Source organism: Psychrobacillus sp. NPDC096623 (assembly GCF_044762655.1).
Taxonomy (GTDB): Bacteria; Bacillota; Bacilli; order Bacillales_A; family Planococcaceae; genus Psychrobacillus.
The window spans coordinates 721,357-739,650 of the sequence record NZ_JBIWER010000002.1 but is presented as its reverse complement, the minus strand read 5'-3'; the positions used below and the strand labels follow the sequence as shown (position 1 = coordinate 739,650).

Annotated in this window: 20 protein-coding genes, 1 riboswitch and 1 other annotated feature; of the genes, 1 reads left to right on the top strand and 19 read right to left on the bottom strand. The window is 36.4% G+C overall.

Features of this window, described 5'->3' with window-relative positions; all coding sequences use genetic code 11:
* Window positions 1-59 precede the first annotated feature (59 nt).
* Together ACIQX2_RS08420 and ACIQX2_RS08415 are read right to left on the bottom strand one after the other, a co-directional pair.
* Window positions 60-428 (bottom strand): cytochrome-c oxidase, encoded by a 369-nt coding sequence (locus ACIQX2_RS08420; protein WP_402848532.1) that lies wholly within the window; start codon window positions 426-428, stop codon window positions 60-62.
* Window positions 429-576: 148 nt separating this feature from the next.
* Window positions 577-1,062, bottom strand: coding sequence for a tetratricopeptide repeat protein (locus ACIQX2_RS08415; protein ID WP_402848530.1), 486 nt, complete (start codon window positions 1,060-1,062; stop codon window positions 577-579).
* Window positions 1,063-1,135: 73 nt separating this feature from the next.
* Here ACIQX2_RS08415 and ACIQX2_RS08410 point away from each other — a divergent pair, with 73 nt between their 5' ends.
* Window positions 1,136-1,354: a DUF3951 domain-containing protein gene (locus ACIQX2_RS08410; protein WP_402848527.1), complete on the top strand. Its 219-nt coding sequence runs from the start codon at window positions 1,136-1,138 to the stop codon at window positions 1,352-1,354.
* Between the two features lie 7 nt (window positions 1,355-1,361).
* Here ACIQX2_RS08410 and ACIQX2_RS08405 read toward each other — a convergent pair whose 3' ends face one another.
* The 17 genes from ACIQX2_RS08405 to ACIQX2_RS08325 all read right to left on the bottom strand — a co-directional run bounded on the left by ACIQX2_RS08405 (window position 1,362) and on the right by ACIQX2_RS08325 (window position 18,239).
* Window positions 1,362-2,234 (bottom strand): GNAT family N-acetyltransferase, encoded by an 873-nt coding sequence (locus ACIQX2_RS08405; RefSeq protein WP_402848524.1) that lies wholly within the window; start codon window positions 2,232-2,234, stop codon window positions 1,362-1,364.
* A gap of 135 nt (window positions 2,235-2,369) precedes the next feature.
* The gene (trpA, locus tag ACIQX2_RS08400; RefSeq protein ID WP_402848521.1) at window positions 2,370-3,158 is read right to left on the bottom strand and encodes a tryptophan synthase subunit alpha; all 789 of its coding nucleotides are present in this window, start codon (window positions 3,156-3,158) and stop codon (window positions 2,370-2,372) included.
* On the bottom strand, window positions 3,151-4,356 hold the full coding sequence (gene trpB, locus ACIQX2_RS08395) for a tryptophan synthase subunit beta (RefSeq protein WP_402849171.1): 1,206 nt from the start codon (window positions 4,354-4,356) through the stop codon (window positions 3,151-3,153). Before trpB ends, trpA begins: the two co-directional genes overlap by 8 nt.
* A complete protein-coding gene (locus ACIQX2_RS08390) occupies window positions 4,356-4,973 on the bottom strand; it encodes a phosphoribosylanthranilate isomerase (RefSeq protein WP_402848518.1) in 618 nt (205 codons plus the stop codon). The genes trpB and ACIQX2_RS08390 overlap by 1 nt, the downstream gene beginning before the upstream one ends.
* Window positions 4,970-5,761: an indole-3-glycerol phosphate synthase TrpC gene (trpC, locus tag ACIQX2_RS08385; RefSeq protein ID WP_402848515.1), complete on the bottom strand. Its 792-nt coding sequence runs from the start codon at window positions 5,759-5,761 to the stop codon at window positions 4,970-4,972. The genes ACIQX2_RS08390 and trpC overlap by 4 nt, the downstream gene beginning before the upstream one ends.
* Window positions 5,758-6,789 (bottom strand): anthranilate phosphoribosyltransferase, encoded by a 1,032-nt coding sequence (trpD, locus tag ACIQX2_RS08380; RefSeq protein WP_402848512.1) that lies wholly within the window; start codon window positions 6,787-6,789, stop codon window positions 5,758-5,760. Before trpD ends, trpC begins: the two co-directional genes overlap by 4 nt.
* A 74-nt stretch (window positions 6,790-6,863) precedes the next feature.
* Window positions 6,864-7,078: a binding site (T-box leader), on the bottom strand.
* Between the two features lie 351 nt (window positions 7,079-7,429).
* A complete protein-coding gene (locus ACIQX2_RS08375) occupies window positions 7,430-7,534 on the bottom strand; it encodes a putative holin-like toxin (protein WP_402848510.1) in 105 nt (34 codons plus the stop codon).
* Between the two features lie 141 nt (window positions 7,535-7,675).
* Complete coding sequence (locus ACIQX2_RS08370; RefSeq protein WP_402848507.1) at window positions 7,676-8,206, bottom strand: GrpB family protein; 531 nt, start codon at window positions 8,204-8,206, stop codon at window positions 7,676-7,678.
* A gap of 16 nt (window positions 8,207-8,222) precedes the next feature.
* Complete coding sequence (locus ACIQX2_RS08365) at window positions 8,223-8,735, bottom strand: DUF1572 family protein (RefSeq protein WP_402848504.1); 513 nt, start codon at window positions 8,733-8,735, stop codon at window positions 8,223-8,225.
* 179 nt (window positions 8,736-8,914) lie between these two features.
* Window positions 8,915-9,262 (bottom strand): hypothetical protein, encoded by a 348-nt coding sequence (locus ACIQX2_RS08360; protein ID WP_402848501.1) that lies wholly within the window; start codon window positions 9,260-9,262, stop codon window positions 8,915-8,917.
* Between the two features lie 411 nt (window positions 9,263-9,673).
* A complete protein-coding gene (locus ACIQX2_RS08355) occupies window positions 9,674-11,260 on the bottom strand; it encodes an S-layer homology domain-containing protein (RefSeq protein WP_402848498.1) in 1,587 nt (528 codons plus the stop codon).
* 588 nt (window positions 11,261-11,848) lie between these two features.
* Window positions 11,849-12,310 carry an NUDIX hydrolase gene (locus ACIQX2_RS08350; RefSeq protein WP_402848495.1) on the bottom strand — a complete coding sequence of 154 codons (462 nt, stop codon included), beginning with the start codon at window positions 12,308-12,310 and terminating at the stop codon, window positions 11,849-11,851.
* Window positions 12,311-12,497: 187 nt separating this feature from the next.
* Window positions 12,498-13,406 (bottom strand): homoserine O-acetyltransferase MetA, encoded by a 909-nt coding sequence (gene metA / locus ACIQX2_RS08345; protein WP_402848493.1) that lies wholly within the window; start codon window positions 13,404-13,406, stop codon window positions 12,498-12,500.
* 76 nt (window positions 13,407-13,482) lie between these two features.
* A riboswitch (SAM riboswitch) is annotated at window positions 13,483-13,588 on the bottom strand.
* A gap of 65 nt (window positions 13,589-13,653) precedes the next feature.
* Window positions 13,654-15,660 (bottom strand): methyl-accepting chemotaxis protein, encoded by a 2,007-nt coding sequence (locus ACIQX2_RS08340; protein WP_402848490.1) that lies wholly within the window; start codon window positions 15,658-15,660, stop codon window positions 13,654-13,656.
* A gap of 162 nt (window positions 15,661-15,822) precedes the next feature.
* A complete protein-coding gene (abc-f, locus tag ACIQX2_RS08335) occupies window positions 15,823-17,691 on the bottom strand; it encodes a ribosomal protection-like ABC-F family protein (protein WP_402848487.1) in 1,869 nt (622 codons plus the stop codon).
* Window positions 17,692-17,811: 120 nt separating this feature from the next.
* Entirely contained in the window at window positions 17,812-17,934 is a 123-nt protein-coding gene (locus ACIQX2_RS08330) for an RAxF-45 family protein (RefSeq protein ID WP_402849168.1), read from the bottom strand.
* Window positions 17,935-18,017: 83 nt separating this feature from the next.
* Window positions 18,018-18,239 (bottom strand): hypothetical protein, encoded by a 222-nt coding sequence (locus ACIQX2_RS08325; RefSeq protein ID WP_402848484.1) that lies wholly within the window; start codon window positions 18,237-18,239, stop codon window positions 18,018-18,020.
* Window positions 18,240-18,294 lie beyond the last annotated feature (55 nt).

The window sequence follows — 18,294 nt, the reverse complement described above, 5'->3', positions numbered from 1 at the left end:
TATCCATACTATATGTATTTTAAAGGCACTAATAAAATCAGTGCCTTTATATGCAACAATTATGCTCTCACATTTTGTAAAACATTAATAGCAAACATGATCACACTAAACACTACTAATACTCCGCCTATCGCAATAATTATCGTAACTTGCTCGGCTGCTGCTAATATTAAAATAGTTAGTCCGATCATCATTAATGGAATACCTATATTCGCACTCCAAAAATGCAGTTTTGCATAAATATTTTTCGAAATTGCAGGAAATAAATGATAGACAATTCCAGCAAGTGCAAATGATGCCCAACCTAATAGATTAATGTGTACATGAACACCTGTTAATGCATAATCATGAGCCATAGACATGTACATTCCTAACGTAACCCCAATAGCAAAATAAACAACGGAAATTTGAATCAACCGTACTCCCATTTCTTTCTCCCTTCGAATTATAGAATTATAAATGCTCTATATTCTATGCAAAGAAGGAAATTATTAAGCCCCACCAAATACGAGTTTGTGAGGATAGTATAATGTGTTTTAAAGTATATTTGAAAAATTCTTACATCATCCCTCTTCTCTATTTCCAAACCTCATCCAATTGCTTAGAATAAAATTTCAATGCTTTTTCATAGGCAATTATTTGATTGTCATTAGTAGTTTCTAATAGTATATTCAACAATAACTCGATAGCATTTGAATGTTCGCTAAGATTATACAAAGTGATGGCGTAGAACACTTGGATGGCTTTATTATTCGGAAATAATTCTATTCCATTCAAAAATACATCCCTCGATTTCTCATAGTCACCAAGCGCTCTATATGTACTCCCTAAACCTACTATAGCCCCCTCCATTTCGCCATTGGATAGGCCAAGCTTTATCGCTGTTTCATAAAATGATACAGCATGTGTCTCCTCACCTAAAACATCGAAGCTCCAGCCACATTGGTAGTGGATACTTGCGTTATTCGGATATTTTTCTACTAATTGTAGCAGGAGCTCATTTGACTCTTTTTTCATTCCTTTATTTCTTAAAATTATGGCTTTCTCTATTTCCACTTGCATAATTTGAATATTCCTCACTTTAAAGGTATTTGTTATTCGATATTGAATAGTATAATGAAAGGAGTGTTTATTGATGGAAGTAACAAGTATTCTATTTGGACTTTTTTTCATTGTCTTGATCGCTCGAATAACATACAAAATGATCAAGAAGAAACGTTTTCCTACTGTGAACTATCAGCCTTTTGATGATGTGATGTCTGGGTTGGATCCCGAGGAGAAGCATAACAACCAAGTACTGAGAGACACCAAGCACGAAAAAAAATATGAAGAGCGGACTTATCGATCAGAATAATTCTTTTCTACCTTTTGTATGCAACTAGTGTACGGTTTAGTTGAAATCCTGAAGCCATATAAAGAGCGATTGCAGCTTTGTTGTTCGCCCCAACACTTAAGGTGATTTCTTCAATTGCTTCATAGGAAAATATATGATGAAGAGCAGCTCTCATTAACTTTGTTGCTACTCCTTGCCCTCGAAAATCTGGTGAAACAGCTATATATTCAATTGTTCCTTCTCCGTGAAGTGGATTAGCCTCCACATATACATATCCCTTTATCTTATTATTGTGTTGGATGATTAATAATCGATTGTCATCACTAATTCTCGAAAGAATCTGTTCACTATTATAATAGGTATTTGGAAAGGTAAGATGATGAAGAGCACTAAACGATTTATGAAAGGTAGGATTATAATTTTTAATAAGGATATCTTCTTCAACGGTTAAGCTATTTCTAGCTGACCTCAAGATAAGATGACGTCCATTTTCCCTTCCATTTTTATGTTCAATAAATTGCTTCGCTAAAATATTTTTTTCATTCACAAAAAACATGTATTCGTTTAGTTTAAAAGGAATAGTATCCTCTAATACTTGCCATAAAACATCTGCAGTTTGAGAATAGTATTCTCCATTTTGGACAAACGGCCCCCATACCTCCGCAGTATTACTTTCTTCATCTATATCAAACCCTAATGCGCCAACTATATTATCTTTATCATAGGCAACGACAAAAGATTTCTCTAGATCTACATCAGAATAATCATTTGAAAGTGTTTCGTAAATTTCCTTCTTATTTTCCCCACAGTAACCAATGTGAGAAACTTCATCCTTATTTATATTCTCTAAGAAAGCAGCTAATTCCATTATATTTTTTGGAGGACCTATACAGCTTGTCATATGAATCTCCTTTTCTTAATAATATTATCAAAATATTTTATCATTTATATAATTGTAAAGATATATACAAATGGTAAAAAGAGCATCTCGACTTTGAGTTGCTCTTTTCACCATTTGTAATAGGTTAGAATATCTTTAATTTAGTACTTCAGTTTTAGCGGCGTGTACAAGTGTTGTTATTTTCTCCAACTCATTTTGATGGAAAGCATCAACTATAGCACTTCCTACAATCACGCCATCTGCTAATGCCCCCATGCTTTTTACTTGTTCCGGTGTAGAGATTCCAAAACCTGCTAGCACTGGTATATTACTTTGTTCTGACAAACTAGTAAAATGTCTTCCCAATTGGTCACCAAATCCATCTCTAACTCCTGTGATTCCGTTTACTGTAACCGCATAGATAAATCCTTCACCTGACGCAGTAATTTTAGCTAAACGGTCTGGTGGACTTGTTAAGGAAACAAGTGGAACCAGGGCAACATCAGTATTAGCAAGTACATTGTGGAGTTCAATCGTTTCTTCTATTGGTACGTCTGGGACAATTAGACCTGCAATCCCTAGTCTTTCACAAGCCTGTGCAAAATGTTCTAATCCATAACTTAATATCAGATTATAATACGTCATAAGGACGAGTGGAACTGTGACTTCTTCATAAAAAGTTTCTAGTTCCTGCAATATTAAACGGAGTGTTGTACCATTTGATAGGGCTCGTTCCCCTGCTCGTTGAATAGTAGGTCCATCTGCAACTGGATCGGAGAAAGGTATTCCAAGTTCTATTGCGGTTACACCTGCTTCTTGTAAAAATAAAATTTTCGACTTTAATGTCTCTAGACCACCGTCTCCAGCCATCATGTAAGCAACAAAAGCCTTATCACCCTGGCTATTAACTAATTGAATTGCATTTAATAGTTTCTCCTTAGTCATGGTTATTCACCCCTAACGTATCTCTAACAGTTTGAACGTCTTTATCCCCACGCCCTGATAAACAAATAACTAAAATCTCTTCCTGGGACATTTCTTTTGCAAGCTCCGTAGCAAAATGAATGGCATGAGCGCTTTCAAGAGCTGGTATAATGCCTTCTTTTTTCGATAATAGCTGTAAACCCTCTAATGCTTCGGAGTCAGTTACAGATGTATATTTCACTCGGCCAATATCGTGTAAGTAGGAATGCTCTGGACCTACACCTGGATAGTCTAGTCCAGCGGAGATCGAATGTGCTTCTTGGATAAAACCATCGTCATCCTGCAAAATGTACATATAAGCACCGTGCAAAACTCCTTCTTTTCCTCCAGTAACCGCCGCTGCATGAAGACCAGTTGAAATACCACTGCCTCCAGCCTCTACTCCGTACAGATCAACATCCTCGTCTTCCACAAATGGATGGAACATGCCAATTGCATTACTTCCACCACCGACACACGCGACAATAGCATCTGGTAACTTCCCAACCTTTTCTACAATTTGACGTCTTGTCTCTACTCCAATTACCCGTTGGAAATCACGTACAATTTTAGGGAAAGGATGTGGACCAAGGGCAGAGCCTAATATATAATGCGTATCTTCTACATTGGAAACCCAATATCTAAGTGCCTCATTCACTGCATCTTTAAGCGTGCCAGATCCCTGATCCACTGAAACAACTTTTGCACCAAGTAATTCCATTCGAAATACGTTTAATTCCTGTCTACGAACATCTTCTTTCCCCATGAATACAACACACTCTAGATCAAATAGTGCACAAACTGTTGCAGTTGCTACACCATGCTGTCCAGCGCCTGTTTCCGCTACAATTTTCTTTTTCCCCATTCGCTTCGCGAGCAGTGCCTGACCAATTGTATTATTAATCTTGTGTGCTCCTGTATGGTTTAAATCTTCCCTTTTCAAATAAATTTGAGCTCCACCAAGTTCATTTGTCAGTCTTTCTGCAAAATATAATGGTGTTTCACGACCAACATAATCTTTTAAATAGTAATTTAGTTCATCCAAAAAAGTTGGATCAGAAATTGCATCCTCATAGGATTTTTCAAGTTCTATCAAAGCAGACATTAAAGTCTCTGGAACATACTGGCCACCAAATCTACCGTATCTACCAACTCTTTGTTCCTCTGTTGTATTAACCATCATTCCCCACCCCCATTTTTTACCGCACTTATAAACGCTTGAATAAGTTCTTTATCTTTGCTTCCATTTCGTTCTACTCCACTAGACACATCTACCATAAAAGGATTTACTTTCTGAATTGCATCTTTTACATTGTTAGGGTTCAAGCCACCCGCTAAAATAATTTTTTCAGATGGAATATTATTAACCTCCATCAGTTTCCACTCAAATACTTCACCGCTACCACCTCGATAATCAGTACCAGGTGCATCAAACAAATAATAATCTGTATCATATTTTTTTGCCTGAAGAACATCCGCCTCATTTTGAACAGATAACGCTTTTATAGATGGTAGATTGTTTGTCCGTACAAAGTCTGGAGTTTCCTGACCGTGATATTGTATATAATCGAGCGGAACCTCTTGAATAGCTGTAAGTACATCCTCTTTAGTTGGGTTTACAAAGACGCCAACTTTCCAGACACTTGGAGGCACATGTTTAGCTAGCTCTTGCGCTTTTTCTATTGTTACTTTTCGCTTACTAGGAGCAAAAACAAAACCAATCGCATCTGCACCAGCTCCCACGGCGACTTCCACATGTTCAGTCTCCATAAGCCCACAAATTTTCACCTTTGTCATGAGATAATTACCTCCCGTTTTACTTGTAAGCTTCGAATAGCATTCCCAACATCTCCACTACGCATTAATGATTCCCCGACAAGCACTCCACTAGCACCATAACTAGATACCTTTGTAGCATCATTAGGATTCCAAATACCGCTTTCGCTTATTAGTACACGTTTTTCTTCAAAAGGAAAAATAGCTGCTATTTCTGCAGTTCGAGACAAGTCTACATCAAAATTTCGAAGATCGCGGTTATTAACTCCTATTAGTTTCGCATCCAACTGCAAGGCACGATTTAACTCGGCAGAATCATGAACTTCCACTAAAACTTCCAAACCTTTACTTATAGCATATTTATATAAGGTTGAAAGCTTTTCTTGTTCTAGTGCCGCAACGATCAGCAACACGACAGATGCACCTGCATGTTTTGCATAATCGATTTGGATTGGATGAATGATAAAGTCTTTACAAAGTATTGGGATAGATACAGTGCGAGCTACTTCAGCTAGATCATCAAATGTTCCTTGGAAAAAAGGTGTATCGGTTAATACAGAAATACATGCTGCTCCAGCTTCTGCATATTGAATTGCTTGCTCCGCAGGTTTTACTCCCTCCGCAATCAAACCTTTTGAAGGCGATGCCCGTTTAATCTCAGAGATTACTTGTAATCTTTCAGATTGATAAAGCGACTCAAACAAGGAAGGTCTAAAAGAAGATTCGGTTTGTTCTGGTATGGAATTCATTAATAACTCTTGAATTTGACCTTTTTTAGCATCCAATATCTTATCTAAAATTGTTGTCATAATACCACCTCATGACGTACAGATTGTTGACTAAAAGCAATAACGGCTTCCAGCTTTTCTAATGCTTTTCTTGAATGGATAGAATCTGCTGCCATCTTAACTCCTTCTTGAATAGAGCTAACGATTCCAGCTGTAAATAATCCAATCCCACTATTGAAAAGAACTGTATCTAAATAGGCACTTTTCTCACCCTTAAGAACACTGCGCATTATTTTGGCATTTGTATGACCGTCCCCACCACGAATTGCTGATACTGGAGCGGAGTCTAATCCAACATCATCGGGTTTCAGTTTAAAAGGGATTAAATCTCCATTGTCAACTAACACTAATTGATTGACTCCTGCGAGAGACGCCTCATCCATTCCTCCAGCACCACAAACGACAATCGCTCTTTTTCTGCCTAAAATCCTTAACACCTCCGCGTATTCCATTGTGAAGTCTGATCGATTGATACCAGTATATTGGGTTTGTATTTGAATAGGGTTCGTTAATGGGCCGACTAAGTTAAAAATTGTAGGTTTTCCAATCATTTTTCGAGCGGTACCAATTCGCTTTAATTTTGGATGTACACTTGGTGCATAAAGGAATGTTAATCCTTCTTGCCTCAATAATTCAATGGATGCCTCCGGGCTAATATTTGTATGGATTCCAATTGCTTCTAGTACATCGGAGCTTCCTGCGCTACTTGAAATTTTTCGATTGCCGTGTTTTGCGATAGTTGCTCCTGCACCCGCTAATACAAATGCAGAGGTAGTACTAATATTAAAGCTATTCAATCCATCACCACCCGTACCGCAATTGTCCATATAATTTCCGACTGGTTCGTTTAAGTTTAGTGCAAAGGACTTCATTACAGTTGCAAGTGCTGCCACCTCATTGGAAGTCTCGCCTTTTTTGGAAAGTCCGATTAAAAAATCGACAATGTGTTGTACTTCCGTATCTTCCGAAAACATACACTTAGAAGCTGTAGTCATTTCCGAATAAGACAAATCCTCGTTCATCTCTACTTTTTCGATAAATTCTCTCATCTCAATCTCTCCTCTGCTCATCTCTAGCTAAATAAAAAAAGTCCTCTTCCAAGGAATTTCAGAAAAATCCCTTGGAAGAGGACGGTGTTGACCGCGTTGCCACCTCTAGTTGGAGTGTTATACTCCCCCTTAAGCTCCTGTAACGTAGGAAACACGTCTTCCTCTAAAACATGCATGTTCTCGAGGAAGCTCTCATAAGTCCATTCACATCAGAGACAAATCAGTTCCCACCAACCACTGACTCTCTAAGTTGTCTACTGTAGCTACTATTCTTATTCAAACAATTTCTCCGCTATACTAACTAATCTCAGCTCATCTGTTCTTAGGCGATGCTACTTTTAGCATCTTCTACCTGTAATCCGAACACAAAAGTTAACTATTATGATAGTAGGAATACTTATAATTGTCAAATAATTTTTATCGTTTTACAATTCAATTACAATACAATTGTTCATCCTGTCACCGAACGTCTTATTTTATTGATTCCCCTCTGGATAGTTGGTATAATAAAGGAAATCAAGGTATACAATAAAAAACGACTGGATGTTAGTAGCATCCAGTCGTAAAATAGACTGATTCCCTTCAAGGGGGTCGGCAAAGTAGACTAAGTAATCCATCCGAGCGCTAACTCATAGGTGGATTACTTTTTTCGTGTCATTGAAAAGGTCAACGTAATCAAAGCGATGATTAGGGAAGAAAAACTAATCATAATTACGAGCGATTCAAATATCGTCAAAAGCAGCACCCCCTCCTGTTACAGTAGTTAAACAAGAAGTTAAAAATTGTGCCGTCCACCCATGAGAAGATCAATCTATTAATTCAATTATACCACACATACGTTCTATTTTTGGGATTTATTGATATTAGATTAACATTTTATTGCTTGCTAGTTCGTTCGGATAGTGAAGATACTTTTTACAAATGGTTCTTTTAAATCTGTATACGTATTTATATTAATATCCTCTTGCTTTGCACTAGTTATTTTGATGTTCACGTATTCTTCTCTAGCTTTTTCATTTAAATTTAAATAATCACGAAAGAATAGTTGGTTTTTCCATAATTCTTTATCAAAATCAACCATATGAATGAAATGAGTTTTTACTTCATAAGTTTCATCAGTAAACTTAGCAAAAACTATTTCATCTGGTCTTTCCACTCTAAGCCTTAGAAATCCAATATTCTGTAACTCTTTAAATATTGCTTTATCTACTTTTGAAATTTCGTCTACCCCTAATAATAGATCTATGATTGGCTTAGCAGGCATGTTAATTATTGCGGTACTTCCAATATGCTGTATCCGATCTCCTTGAAGTCCAGTAGCACCTATAATTTCTAGTTTCACTCTTTTGAACTCTTTCTCCCAGTCGGTCGTGTATGGTAATAACTTTACCTCGTTCTTTGCTAATCCTAGTTTCAAAATAATTCCTCCACTTTTACCTTTTCTTTTTGGGAATAGACAATGTTGTCCATTTTTCTTCAGCAGTCACTTGTTTCGCAATATAAATTACCTGACCAACATGAGAGGAAGTATGAGAAAGGCTTCTTATAATAGCTTCCATGACAGTATGTGGTTCATTTCTAATATATATGGTTTGAAGCAGATGTTCTGATTGAATTGTATCAAGAGCATTCAAAAATACTTGGCAGCCTTCTGACCAAATTTTCAGCAATTCTTCGCGAGATTGTATAGTACTTTCAAATTCATCGTCTCGATTTCTTGTTGGCTTTTCCCCATCGGTCGTCAAAAAGTCGGTCCACCGCGATTTTAAGTTGCCACTAATATGTTTAATGATTATATCTACACTATTGGAATGATTATTTGGAGTCCAAAATAGATTATCTTCCTCCATTTGCATGATTGCCTTTTCTGTATCCGTTACTAAATCTGAAAACTTCTTCCGAACAACACGGATAAAATCATCGTGTAAATTTATTACCTCGTTCATAATAATCCTCTCCTTTTTCTGTTCCTTCTATCATTATTATAATGGAAATATTCAGAAAAAGAAGGTGTTAATCGCTTTTCAGTTGCACACAATGATTCTTAAGTTTGTTTAGTAAAAATGCGTCTCCGCTTTTATTAGAAATGTACCCAATTAGTTCCATTAGTTTGTTTTCTAACATATCATTCATAAGTAGGGCGAGAAATAAGTTCATCTAAATAATTGAGGTTAAAGTAAACAAGTAAAATTAAACAGGTTAATAAAAGGGATTGAATAGTTACGGTACTTACTTGTTTTTTTATATTGAAACTCTTTTTATAAAGTACATAAATTAGTGGTATAGAAAGCAAGACACTCCAAAGAACCGAATATAAGTGTAGATGGTCAAAGTAAATATTAATGTATAATTTTGGAGAAATATTTTGTACCTCTTGAGCCAGGAATGGGAGTAATAGGATTATTGTTGCAAAAATAATTAGAGCAGTTAATATAAAGATTGTAGAAAAATAAAAAAATTTATAATTGTTCATTGTTGCTTCCTCCTAGTTAATATTCTTTCCAATATATAAGTTAGACTTACTTCATCTCTATAAGTTACAAAACTTCCATATTTTTTGTCAGTTCCATTTTACAGTATCAACTCTATTCCCTTTTTGAGCTAGAAAAGTTTCGCACCTAATAAACCTTTTGGGGTAAATCCACTTGGGAATACTTTGCTCCTCAGAGATCACGCACAAATAGAAAAAAGTGCATATTCCCATTGATTTAGTCAGTGGGAATACGCACCTTTAGTATATGGATAACTTTCTAATTCTCCGTCCAGACTCCAGCGCCTAGTGCGCCAGTGTCGCTTCAGACTTAAGAATAAAGAAAAAGAGTGAATTTATTGCAATTTTTTCATCGCTTTTCGGGGCTAACATAGGCGCTTGCGCTTTTGTTCTTTATTTTCCAAATTTAAAACGTTCCAACAAAATGGATTCTGTCTTGGCACCTTCGTGTTTAAATTTAGTAAAAGCATAAAGTTCTTCTGTTTCCTCTACATAAACGAGTCGATCAATCTTGCCATATGCTCGCAGATTAGAAGTTGGATCTAAAGTATTGTATTTATAAACTGAAATCTGTTCTGATTGATCAGCTAAATATATGTTTTTTCCTGTTTCATCAAACGTCATCGTTGTAAATGGAGTCGCAAGCCTACCAAGAGGAGCCAGATCTTCAGAGGGAATACTGCTTGATGCGTATGCTGTCCCGTCTCCATTATAAATAACATTGCCGTCAGGGGACATTTGTGTATAGCCCCTCAATTTCATCGTATTAAAGAATCGAGGTACCATGGTTTCCTTACTGATTTTACCTTCTCTTAAGCTAAATGTTTCCATTTTACCGGTATAATGAGAACTAGCAACCGAATAGACTTTGTTCTGTGTTGGTGACAGTTCAATCAATTGTTGCGGGAAGAGATTGGCAGATGATAAATGTTCTGATGTTTGCCAGTTATACGTATGAATCTCTGAACTGATGCCTTGGTCCGAACCTGAAGAAATAATCAGTGTTTCTGCGTCATCCACAGCGATATCAAAAGGATCGATATTAACATTTACTGCTTTTAGGAAAGAAAGATCTTCAGCCTCGTACACATTGATGAGTCCTTTTTGGGTCTCCATGAAGTTATAGGGGCTTCTTGCTTGTATTAATTGCGTAACAAAAATTTTGCCGTTTTTAATCACGAGCTTTTCAGCAGGATGTGTCAGTTCCACAACCTTTTTCGATTTCGTTTCTACGTTTAGCATGACAAGTGATTTGGACTTCCCATCAATATAGTAAACAATCGGCTTATGGGGATGTTTTACTAGATCTACGATGGATGATGATTCTACTGCCAGGTCTAGGATGGAATGGGCTGATTTTCCTGTGGATGGGCGGAAATTTGGCTTCATGATTCGCGCAAGGAATGCTGAAAATTGGGCACGGTCAATCGGCTGTGTTGGGCGAAACGTTCCATCATTATATCCAACCGTAATATTGTTTGTAGCCAATGATGAGATATATGAGGATGCCCAGTAGTCTCTAGAGACATCTTTAAATCCTAGCTCATACACACCTTCCAGTTTAAAAGCGTTTCCGACCACTTTAGCCATCTCGGCACGCGTGATATGCCCTGTTGGATCGAAATGAGTTTTACTTTTCCCACTTATTATCCCTGCACTCGAGGCAACTAAAATTTCTTTATAGCCGAAACTAGATTGCGTGACATCATAGTAACCTGGATCTTTTATATGTGCTACAGATTCTGGCATACCAATCGACCGCATAATCATGACAACCGCTTGTGCACGTGTAAGTTTCGCGGATGGCCGGAATGTACCATCTGAATAGCCATTGATTACTTTTAATTCGGTCAAATAGTCAATCTCTTTATTAAAACTCGCGACATCTGGGAATCCATCAGCTATGGCTGATACAGCAGGAATAACAAATATGGCAAGACTCAATGATACAGCCATCAAGCCGTGTAATAACCTTTTCAATGAAAACTTCCTCTCTATTCAAACTCTATTTATTATAGCGACAGAACTAATCAATTTCTCGTATCAAATGTCCTATATTTAGTTATATAGCAGGCAAAAACCATTTCTATTACATTGAAGTAGCTTGAAATTTGAGCTACCAGATATTTTGAGTGTAACATTTCACACTGAATGTTGGTTTTGACCGTGAAAAAAGAACAAAATGAACTGTACCCCAATTGTTAGATACTTTCTAACAATTGGGGTACAGTTTTTCTGAAGCATTCGTAAAACAATATAAAAATTACACACATCAGTTTAAAATAGACGTACTAAATTACATGATTGAACATGGTACCTCTTTAACTGAAACAGCGGGTATCTTTTTGATAGCTCCTCCTTCATCGGTAAGTGTTTGGAGAAACAATTTGAAGCGCAATCACCAAATAAGACAAAGCTCAAATAGTCTATGAATTAAGTCTCCCCCTGTTTATGTTAATCTTTTATCAGAATTTAATCGTTTTACTAAAGAACCAGTTAGTTGAATAAGGGAAATACTGATCTGTATTAGAGATAGGTCGTTATTTTGACTAATTATATTCAGTTATATTAACTAATTACCGGCAAGTTCACCTGATTTACCCAATCCTGAATGAATCGCTCTTGATGCGAGTTCAAATGAGGTAGGTTATTACTGGAAAAGAATCGATGTTCATGACTTTCTTCAGAGCTATGAAGTAATTCTCCTGAAAAACTGCTTGAATGGAATATAATCTGGACACTAAAAACTTTATCTCCATTCTGATATTCTGCAAATCCATCTTCACCTGAATAAAGACCAAACAACTGTAATTGTTCAACTCTTAAACCCGTTTCCTCAAATGTTTCTCGCAAAGCAGTTTCAAGAAATGATTCTCCAGGCTCCATTACGCCTCCAGGAATACCCCAAACATCTCGATCCGTACGATGTTGTAATAAAATTTGATTTTCTTTTTCAATTATAATTCCACAACCTACAGTCATAAGCATTTCATTTCCAATTAACTTTCGAATTGTTTGTATGTAACTCATCATATCCTCCTTGTTTAGTTGCTGAGATTTGTAAATAGGATTTTGATGTGGAATTCGACAGGTCTTTAAATTTTGAAGATGTTATCTATACCTTCTATATATTTAATCTACTACCATTGCATTAACTTTAAATGTTTCCATTCTTGCTAACCTATAGCAAGTGAACAAGCAATTTAAAAATCTGAGGTCATTCCCATTCATAAGGTGTTTCTTGGTACACATAATAGTTCAACCAATTAGAAAATAACAGATGAGTATGAGAGCGCCAAGAGTTCTTTGGTTTTTGTGATGGATCATCGTTTGGATAATAGTTTTCCGGAACGTCTATCTCTACACCTTTATGGATGTCTCTTTTATATTCGTCAGCAAGTGTCGTTGCATCATATTCTAAGTGACCAGTAATCATAATATGCTTTTTATCTTTCGAAATAACTAGGAAAACACCTGCATCCTCTGAACTTGATAATAATAATAGCCGATTGTCTTGTTTAATCTCCTCGTAGGAAACAGCTGTGTAACGTGATACTGGTGCATTAAACTCATCATTAAATCCTCGAACTAAATGTACAGTTGGATCGGTTAAACAATGGTTAAACACCCCAAAACATTTTTTAGGCAAGTCGTATTTTCCGATTCCGTAATGATGATAAAGAGCTGCTTGTGCTCCCCAACAAATATGCAGAACGGACGTTACATGCGTTTTGGACCAATCCATTATTTTCGTCATTTCACTCCAATAATTAACGTTCTCAAATTGTAAATGCTCGATTGGCGCACCAGTGATAATCATTCCATCATATTTTCGATGTTCAATTTTGTTAAATGTCGTGTAAAAAGTATCCAAATGAGTTTTGCTCACATTTTTGGAATCATGGGTTGCCATATGTAAAAAAGTCACATTTACTTGTAGCGATGTATTTCCTAATAATCGTAGTAATTGAAGTTCGGTTTTCTCTTTTTCGGGCATCAGATTTAAAATAATGATGTTTAATGGGCGTATATCTTGGGCTATTGCTCGATCGGTATCCATTATAAATATTTTCTCTTTTTTTAGATGTTCAGCTGCCGGCAATTGTTTAGGAATATTTATTGGCAAATTGTTCTCCCCCTTTAAATTTAAAAACCCTCTTTTCCTATAAAATAAGAAAAGAGGGTGAACGTTTTGCTCTCGATTCTTATCTTTCAAGAAATTATCTTGTAGGAGTTAGCACCTTTCTGACAAGTCAGAGGTTGCTGAAGCTTCAACGGGCCATTTCCCTCAGCTTCTCTTGATAAGAGTTATTTAATTATATTGTTCTTCATTAGAAAATATTAACATGTGTTTTCGAATAATTCAACTTCTTTTAAACTTTGAAACGATTTACTGTATTCGCCAGTTTTTCACTCAAACTTGTTAATGTCTCTGATGCTTCTGCCACCGATTGAATTGCTCGTAATTGCTCATCGGAGGAAGCACTTACTTCCTCACACGCTGCAGCAGTTTGCTCCGAAGTTGCTGCCATCACTTGAATTGTATCTACTACTTGATCTTTATAATTAGAAACCTGTTCGATTTCTATAGACACGGAATCAATAGAAGCTTGCAAATTATTCATCAGTAATGATATTTCACTGAATGTCACTTCTGTATCAATAACAACAGATCCTTGTTCACGGAACGTTTTAATAGTGTCTATCATTTGTTTCCCAACGATTTGAGATTCACTCTGTAGCTCAGTAATAGTTTGTTTTACTTCCTCTGTTGCTTTTGCCGACTGCTCTGCAAGTTTTCGCACTTCATCCGCTACAACAGCAAATCCTTTACCATGTTCACCCGCACGGGCAGCTTCTATACTTGCATTCAACGCGAGTAAATTCGTTTGTGCAGAGATTTCCATAATTGTTTCCATCACACCACCAATTGCTTTTACTCTAATTTCTAATGTTGAAAATAGAGAAGACATTGAAGTGAGATTAGACTCCCAATTTTCGAATGATGATTTTAATTCTCTCATTTGACTTTGTCCATTTGTATTCATGGAATTCGCTTTTGTAGCTATATCAGTCATCACGACTGACTTTTCGTTAATCAGATTTATTTGCTCACTTAAGTGAACAGAGCTCTCCGTAACTTCTCCTGCATCTTCTGCAGATTTTGAGGCACCTTCAGCAATTTCACTCACAGCTAAAGAAACTTGCTCTGCAGAAGCATTTGTTTCCTCTGCAACTGCACTTAAGCTTTCAGAATTGGTTTGTACATCACTAGCAGACTCTTTTACTACTTGTATAATTTCATTCATACTTGTAGCCATTTTATTAAAGTTAGTTGCTAACTGACCTATTTCATCTTTAGATTTAATATTTGCTTGAACGGTTAAATCCCCTTCAGCTATCGAGTCCATTAATTTTTTCAGGTGCTCAATTGGTCTTAAAATATGACTGATGATGAAATACAAGACAATAACTACTGCTGCCTCTATAGCTAATATAATTATTATTAATAAGTTACGAATACTATCTGAAGTTTGATTTATTTTATTCTCCTCATAAACCGCTCCCAGTTTCCATTCCAGTCCTGGCAAGGTTGTAAATACAGTAATATTATTGGTTCCTTCTGTTGCTTCATGTATCTCACCACTTTCAGAAGAACTATTGAGCATTTCCTTAACAGCTGAATGCTCAGATAGATTTTCACCAAATAGTGTCGGATGAACAATAGCATTACCATCTGCATCTACAATAATCGGATAACCTTCATAGCCTAACTCACTATTTGCGACTTTTTCGGTTAACTTCGACAGTAAAATATCAATAGCAAGAACTCCGACCACTTGCCCATCTCTGATAACAGCTTTAGCACCTGAAATTGCATATTCTCCAGTAGCAACATCCACATAAGGTTTAGACCAGCTGAAATTCTCTTTGTTGGAAACAGCATTTTTATACCATTCCCTGGATGTAGGGTCAAAATCTGCACCTAGATCGGCTTCTGGAATTATTTCGATCGTTTTATCCGGCAAGGCTATATAGACAGAAGCCACCGCATCATATAAAGAATTAAATTCATTAAATCTAGTATCTAAATTTTTCTCTAATTGATTAGTTAAGACCTCATCAGTAGCTTTAGCACTATTTGGAAAATCCAATATATCGTTGGAAGTCGATAATTGCAGTATTCCTTTTTCATATGCAGCTAAATAATTCTGAATTGTTGCTGACATTTCATTGATTATAACTTGACTCTGATCGATTAGTTCGTTTTCCGTCTTTTTACTAATTGTACTCGTACTGATTAATATTAGCGGTATCATACTCACAATAATAAGAACAATTACCGTAATAATTATCTTCCATTTTATAGATTTACCCATTTCCAACTTCCTTCTCTGTGTATTGAATATGCCCTATATGAACTGTTCATATAGGGCATATTTATACTATTATATCGGCACAATACGAGATATTTGATGTCTAGTTAATACTTTTCGCTAAATTTTTGCAAATCTTTGATTTTTCAACGTGTTTTAGACTTTTCATCCTTCTTTCTCCATCCATTCCATCAGGAGTATTTCTAGCTTTTGTTCGTTCAACTGAATAGATTCCAGCAGCGTTTCGTATACTTCCCAATCACTTTCTATTTCTATTTTTACTTTTAATAAACTAATTTCATGCTCTATCTCTGAAATTTTTTCTTCTAGTGAGCTTTCTTTTTCCTTTTTGTTCGTAGGCTGTGCAATTTTGGCTGTTTTCGGTTTTGTATCTGCTACCACTTGTTTAAAATGCATTTCGTCCCACTTTTCTCTAGCCCACTCATATGTTCCTTCAAAAGTAGTTAGCTGGCCATTCTCTAACCAGGCAGTTTTAGGAAATAACTTATTTAGAAAATAGCGATCATGGGATACAGCCAAAATAGTTCCATCAAAATCGGCAAGGGCATCCTCGAGCACTTCTCTCGAATCGATGTCTAAATGATTCGTCGGTTCATCAAGTATTAGTAAATTTATATCTTGATGCATAAGCTGTGCCAGGCGAAGCCTCATCCGTTCTCCTCCGCTTAAATCACCTATTCTCTTGAATACTTCTGGTCCATAAAACATAAACTTCGCAAGTATATGGCGCGCATCACCTTCCACCATATTTAACTCACTACGAAAGACATCAATTAGCCTCGCCTTCGGGTTCTGAATTTCAAAATGCTGCGATAAATATCCTACACGGACATTACTACCTAAATGTGCTTCTCCATGATCAGTAGGAATTTCACCACGGAGCAAGTTTAATATAGTGGACTTACCTGAGCCGTTTCGACCAACAATTGCCACTCGATCCTTCCAAAAAACATTGAACTGCGCATTATCTAATAGAACCTTTTCTCCGAATGATTTATTTACATTCTTCATCTTAACTACTTCTTTGCCACTTCTAGAAGCGAACTCAAATGATAGCTCCATTTTTTTGGGATCAATAAGTGGTTTTTTTACTTTCACCATTCGTTCTAGTGCCCTTTCCATATTACGTGCCTGACGAAATAACTTAGGATTTGGAGGCATCGCTTCATTTGCCCATTGTCTTAGACGCCTAATCGCTTCTTTCATCTTTTTGATCTTTTTCTGTTGTTCCTCATATTCCTGAAACTCACGCATTAACTTTGCTTCTTTTTCTAAAATAAAAGAAGAATAATTTCCGTGATAAAGAGAAAGTTCCCCATCCTCTAAATCAGCAATTTTAGTGACAACCTTATCTAAGAAATACCGGTCATGTGCGATAATAACAACAGTTCCTGAATAGCCAACCAAATACTGTTCTAACCATTCAACTGCAAATATATCCAAATGATTCGTCGGTTCATCCAGCAATAAAATATCTGGGTTAGACAGCAGTATATTGCCTAGCATTATTTTCGTCTGTTCCCCACCGCTTAAACTAGCAAAGGATTGATCTACGAATCCGGAAAGCTGTAGTCCCTGTACTACTTTATCAATATCAGATTCCATTGTGTAACCGCCTAGAATCGTAAAATTTTCTTGAATTTCTCCGTATTGTTGGAGCAAACGTTCCATTTTTTGAGATTCCACAGATGCCATTAGTTGTTCCATCTGAATCATTTTCTTTTTTAGCTCTGTAATGCTCTGAAATGCAAACTGGAGCACATCCATACCAGTGATGTCTTCAGAAAAAGTTGGTATTTGTGCTAAATATCCAATCGATGTGCCTTTTTTAAAATGAATAGCGCCTTCGTCAGGTTTTTCAATACCAGCTAACAATTTAAACAAAGTAGTTTTACCAGTTCCATTTCTCCCAACAATGGCTAACCGATCTCCTGTTTTAATATCGAGCGATAAGCTCTCGAAAATGGTATTACCTCCGAGCATTTTAGTTATATTATTTACTGTACATATCATGTTGAACGCTTCCCTTCGAGTCTTTATAAACCAAGAAGCAATTCTTATTTCGCAACAAAAAAAGACTGCCCAAAAAGCACAGTCTTTTCGCTACCTTAATGGATCCGAAAGAATGACTTCTCAGCTATGATTATTACTATGCAAATGGCTAAAAATGGACAGAGCTGTCCCCTTGATAGCATTTTCATGAGTAATCGCACAAGAAGTGGATAAAAATTCCAACATAAATAATTGTGCATTCATAGCGTTTTTCATTCTTTCTTCACCTCCGTTCGAGTTCGTTAACTAAACTTTAGCATAACTATTCAAACAATTCAATCGTTAATTTATTCTGGTTTTTCAATAGTCGGATCATTGAAATCATCCATTTTTGGAATTCCTACATCATTTTCTTCATTTACCTGTTCATTCCCAGTGTTCGGAATTTTTTGATCTTGGTTGTCTATTTGTGTCTCGGGATTAGCTGGTTCATTGGAGTCCCTTTGAGAACCACAGGCAGTCAGTATGAAACAGGATATAATAAGTATCGATAACAGTTGTTTAATCATCGTTCGTTGCCTCCTAGTTTATAGTTAGAGTGCACAAACATCGAAGGTTTATACT

What these genes read in the sequence shown, in the direction of transcription:
- ACIQX2_RS08365 (WP_402848504.1), bottom strand. Translation starts at nt 8,735, where the DNA reads ATGAACGAGGTAATAAATTTACACGATGATTTTATCCGTGTTGTTCGG.
- trpD (WP_402848512.1), bottom strand. Translation starts at nt 6,789, where the DNA reads ATGAGAGAATTTATCGAAAAAGTAGAGATGAACGAGGATTTGTCTTAT.
- ACIQX2_RS08405 (WP_402848524.1), bottom strand. Translation starts at nt 2,234, where the DNA reads ATGACAAGCTGTATAGGTCCTCCAAAAAATATAATGGAATTAGCTGCT.
- abc-f (WP_402848487.1), bottom strand. Translation starts at nt 17,691, where the DNA reads ATGATATGTACAGTAAATAATATAACTAAAATGCTCGGAGGTAATACC.
- trpC (WP_402848515.1), bottom strand. Translation starts at nt 5,761, where the DNA reads ATGACAACAATTTTAGATAAGATATTGGATGCTAAAAAAGGTCAAATT.
- ACIQX2_RS08325 (WP_402848484.1), bottom strand. Translation starts at nt 18,239, where the DNA reads ATGATTAAACAACTGTTATCGATACTTATTATATCCTGTTTCATACTG.
- ACIQX2_RS08350 (WP_402848495.1), bottom strand. Translation starts at nt 12,310, where the DNA reads ATGAGTTACATACAAACAATTCGAAAGTTAATTGGAAATGAAATGCTT.
- ACIQX2_RS08420 (WP_402848532.1), bottom strand. Translation starts at nt 428, where the DNA reads ATGGGAGTACGGTTGATTCAAATTTCCGTTGTTTATTTTGCTATTGGG.
- trpA (WP_402848521.1), bottom strand. Translation starts at nt 3,158, where the DNA reads ATGACTAAGGAGAAACTATTAAATGCAATTCAATTAGTTAATAGCCAG.
- ACIQX2_RS08360 (WP_402848501.1), bottom strand. Translation starts at nt 9,262, where the DNA reads ATGAACAATTATAAATTTTTTTATTTTTCTACAATCTTTATATTAACT.
- ACIQX2_RS08390 (WP_402848518.1), bottom strand. Translation starts at nt 4,973, where the DNA reads ATGACAAAGGTGAAAATTTGTGGGCTTATGGAGACTGAACATGTGGAA.
- ACIQX2_RS08415 (WP_402848530.1), bottom strand. Translation starts at nt 1,062, where the DNA reads ATGCAAGTGGAAATAGAGAAAGCCATAATTTTAAGAAATAAAGGAATG.
- ACIQX2_RS08330 (WP_402849168.1), bottom strand. Translation starts at nt 17,934, where the DNA reads ATGAATGCACAATTATTTATGTTGGAATTTTTATCCACTTCTTGTGCG.
- trpB (WP_402849171.1), bottom strand. Translation starts at nt 4,356, where the DNA reads ATGGTTAATACAACAGAGGAACAAAGAGTTGGTAGATACGGTAGATTT.
- ACIQX2_RS08410 (WP_402848527.1), top strand. Translation starts at nt 1,136, where the DNA reads ATGGAAGTAACAAGTATTCTATTTGGACTTTTTTTCATTGTCTTGATC.
- ACIQX2_RS08340 (WP_402848490.1), bottom strand. Translation starts at nt 15,660, where the DNA reads ATGGGTAAATCTATAAAATGGAAGATAATTATTACGGTAATTGTTCTT.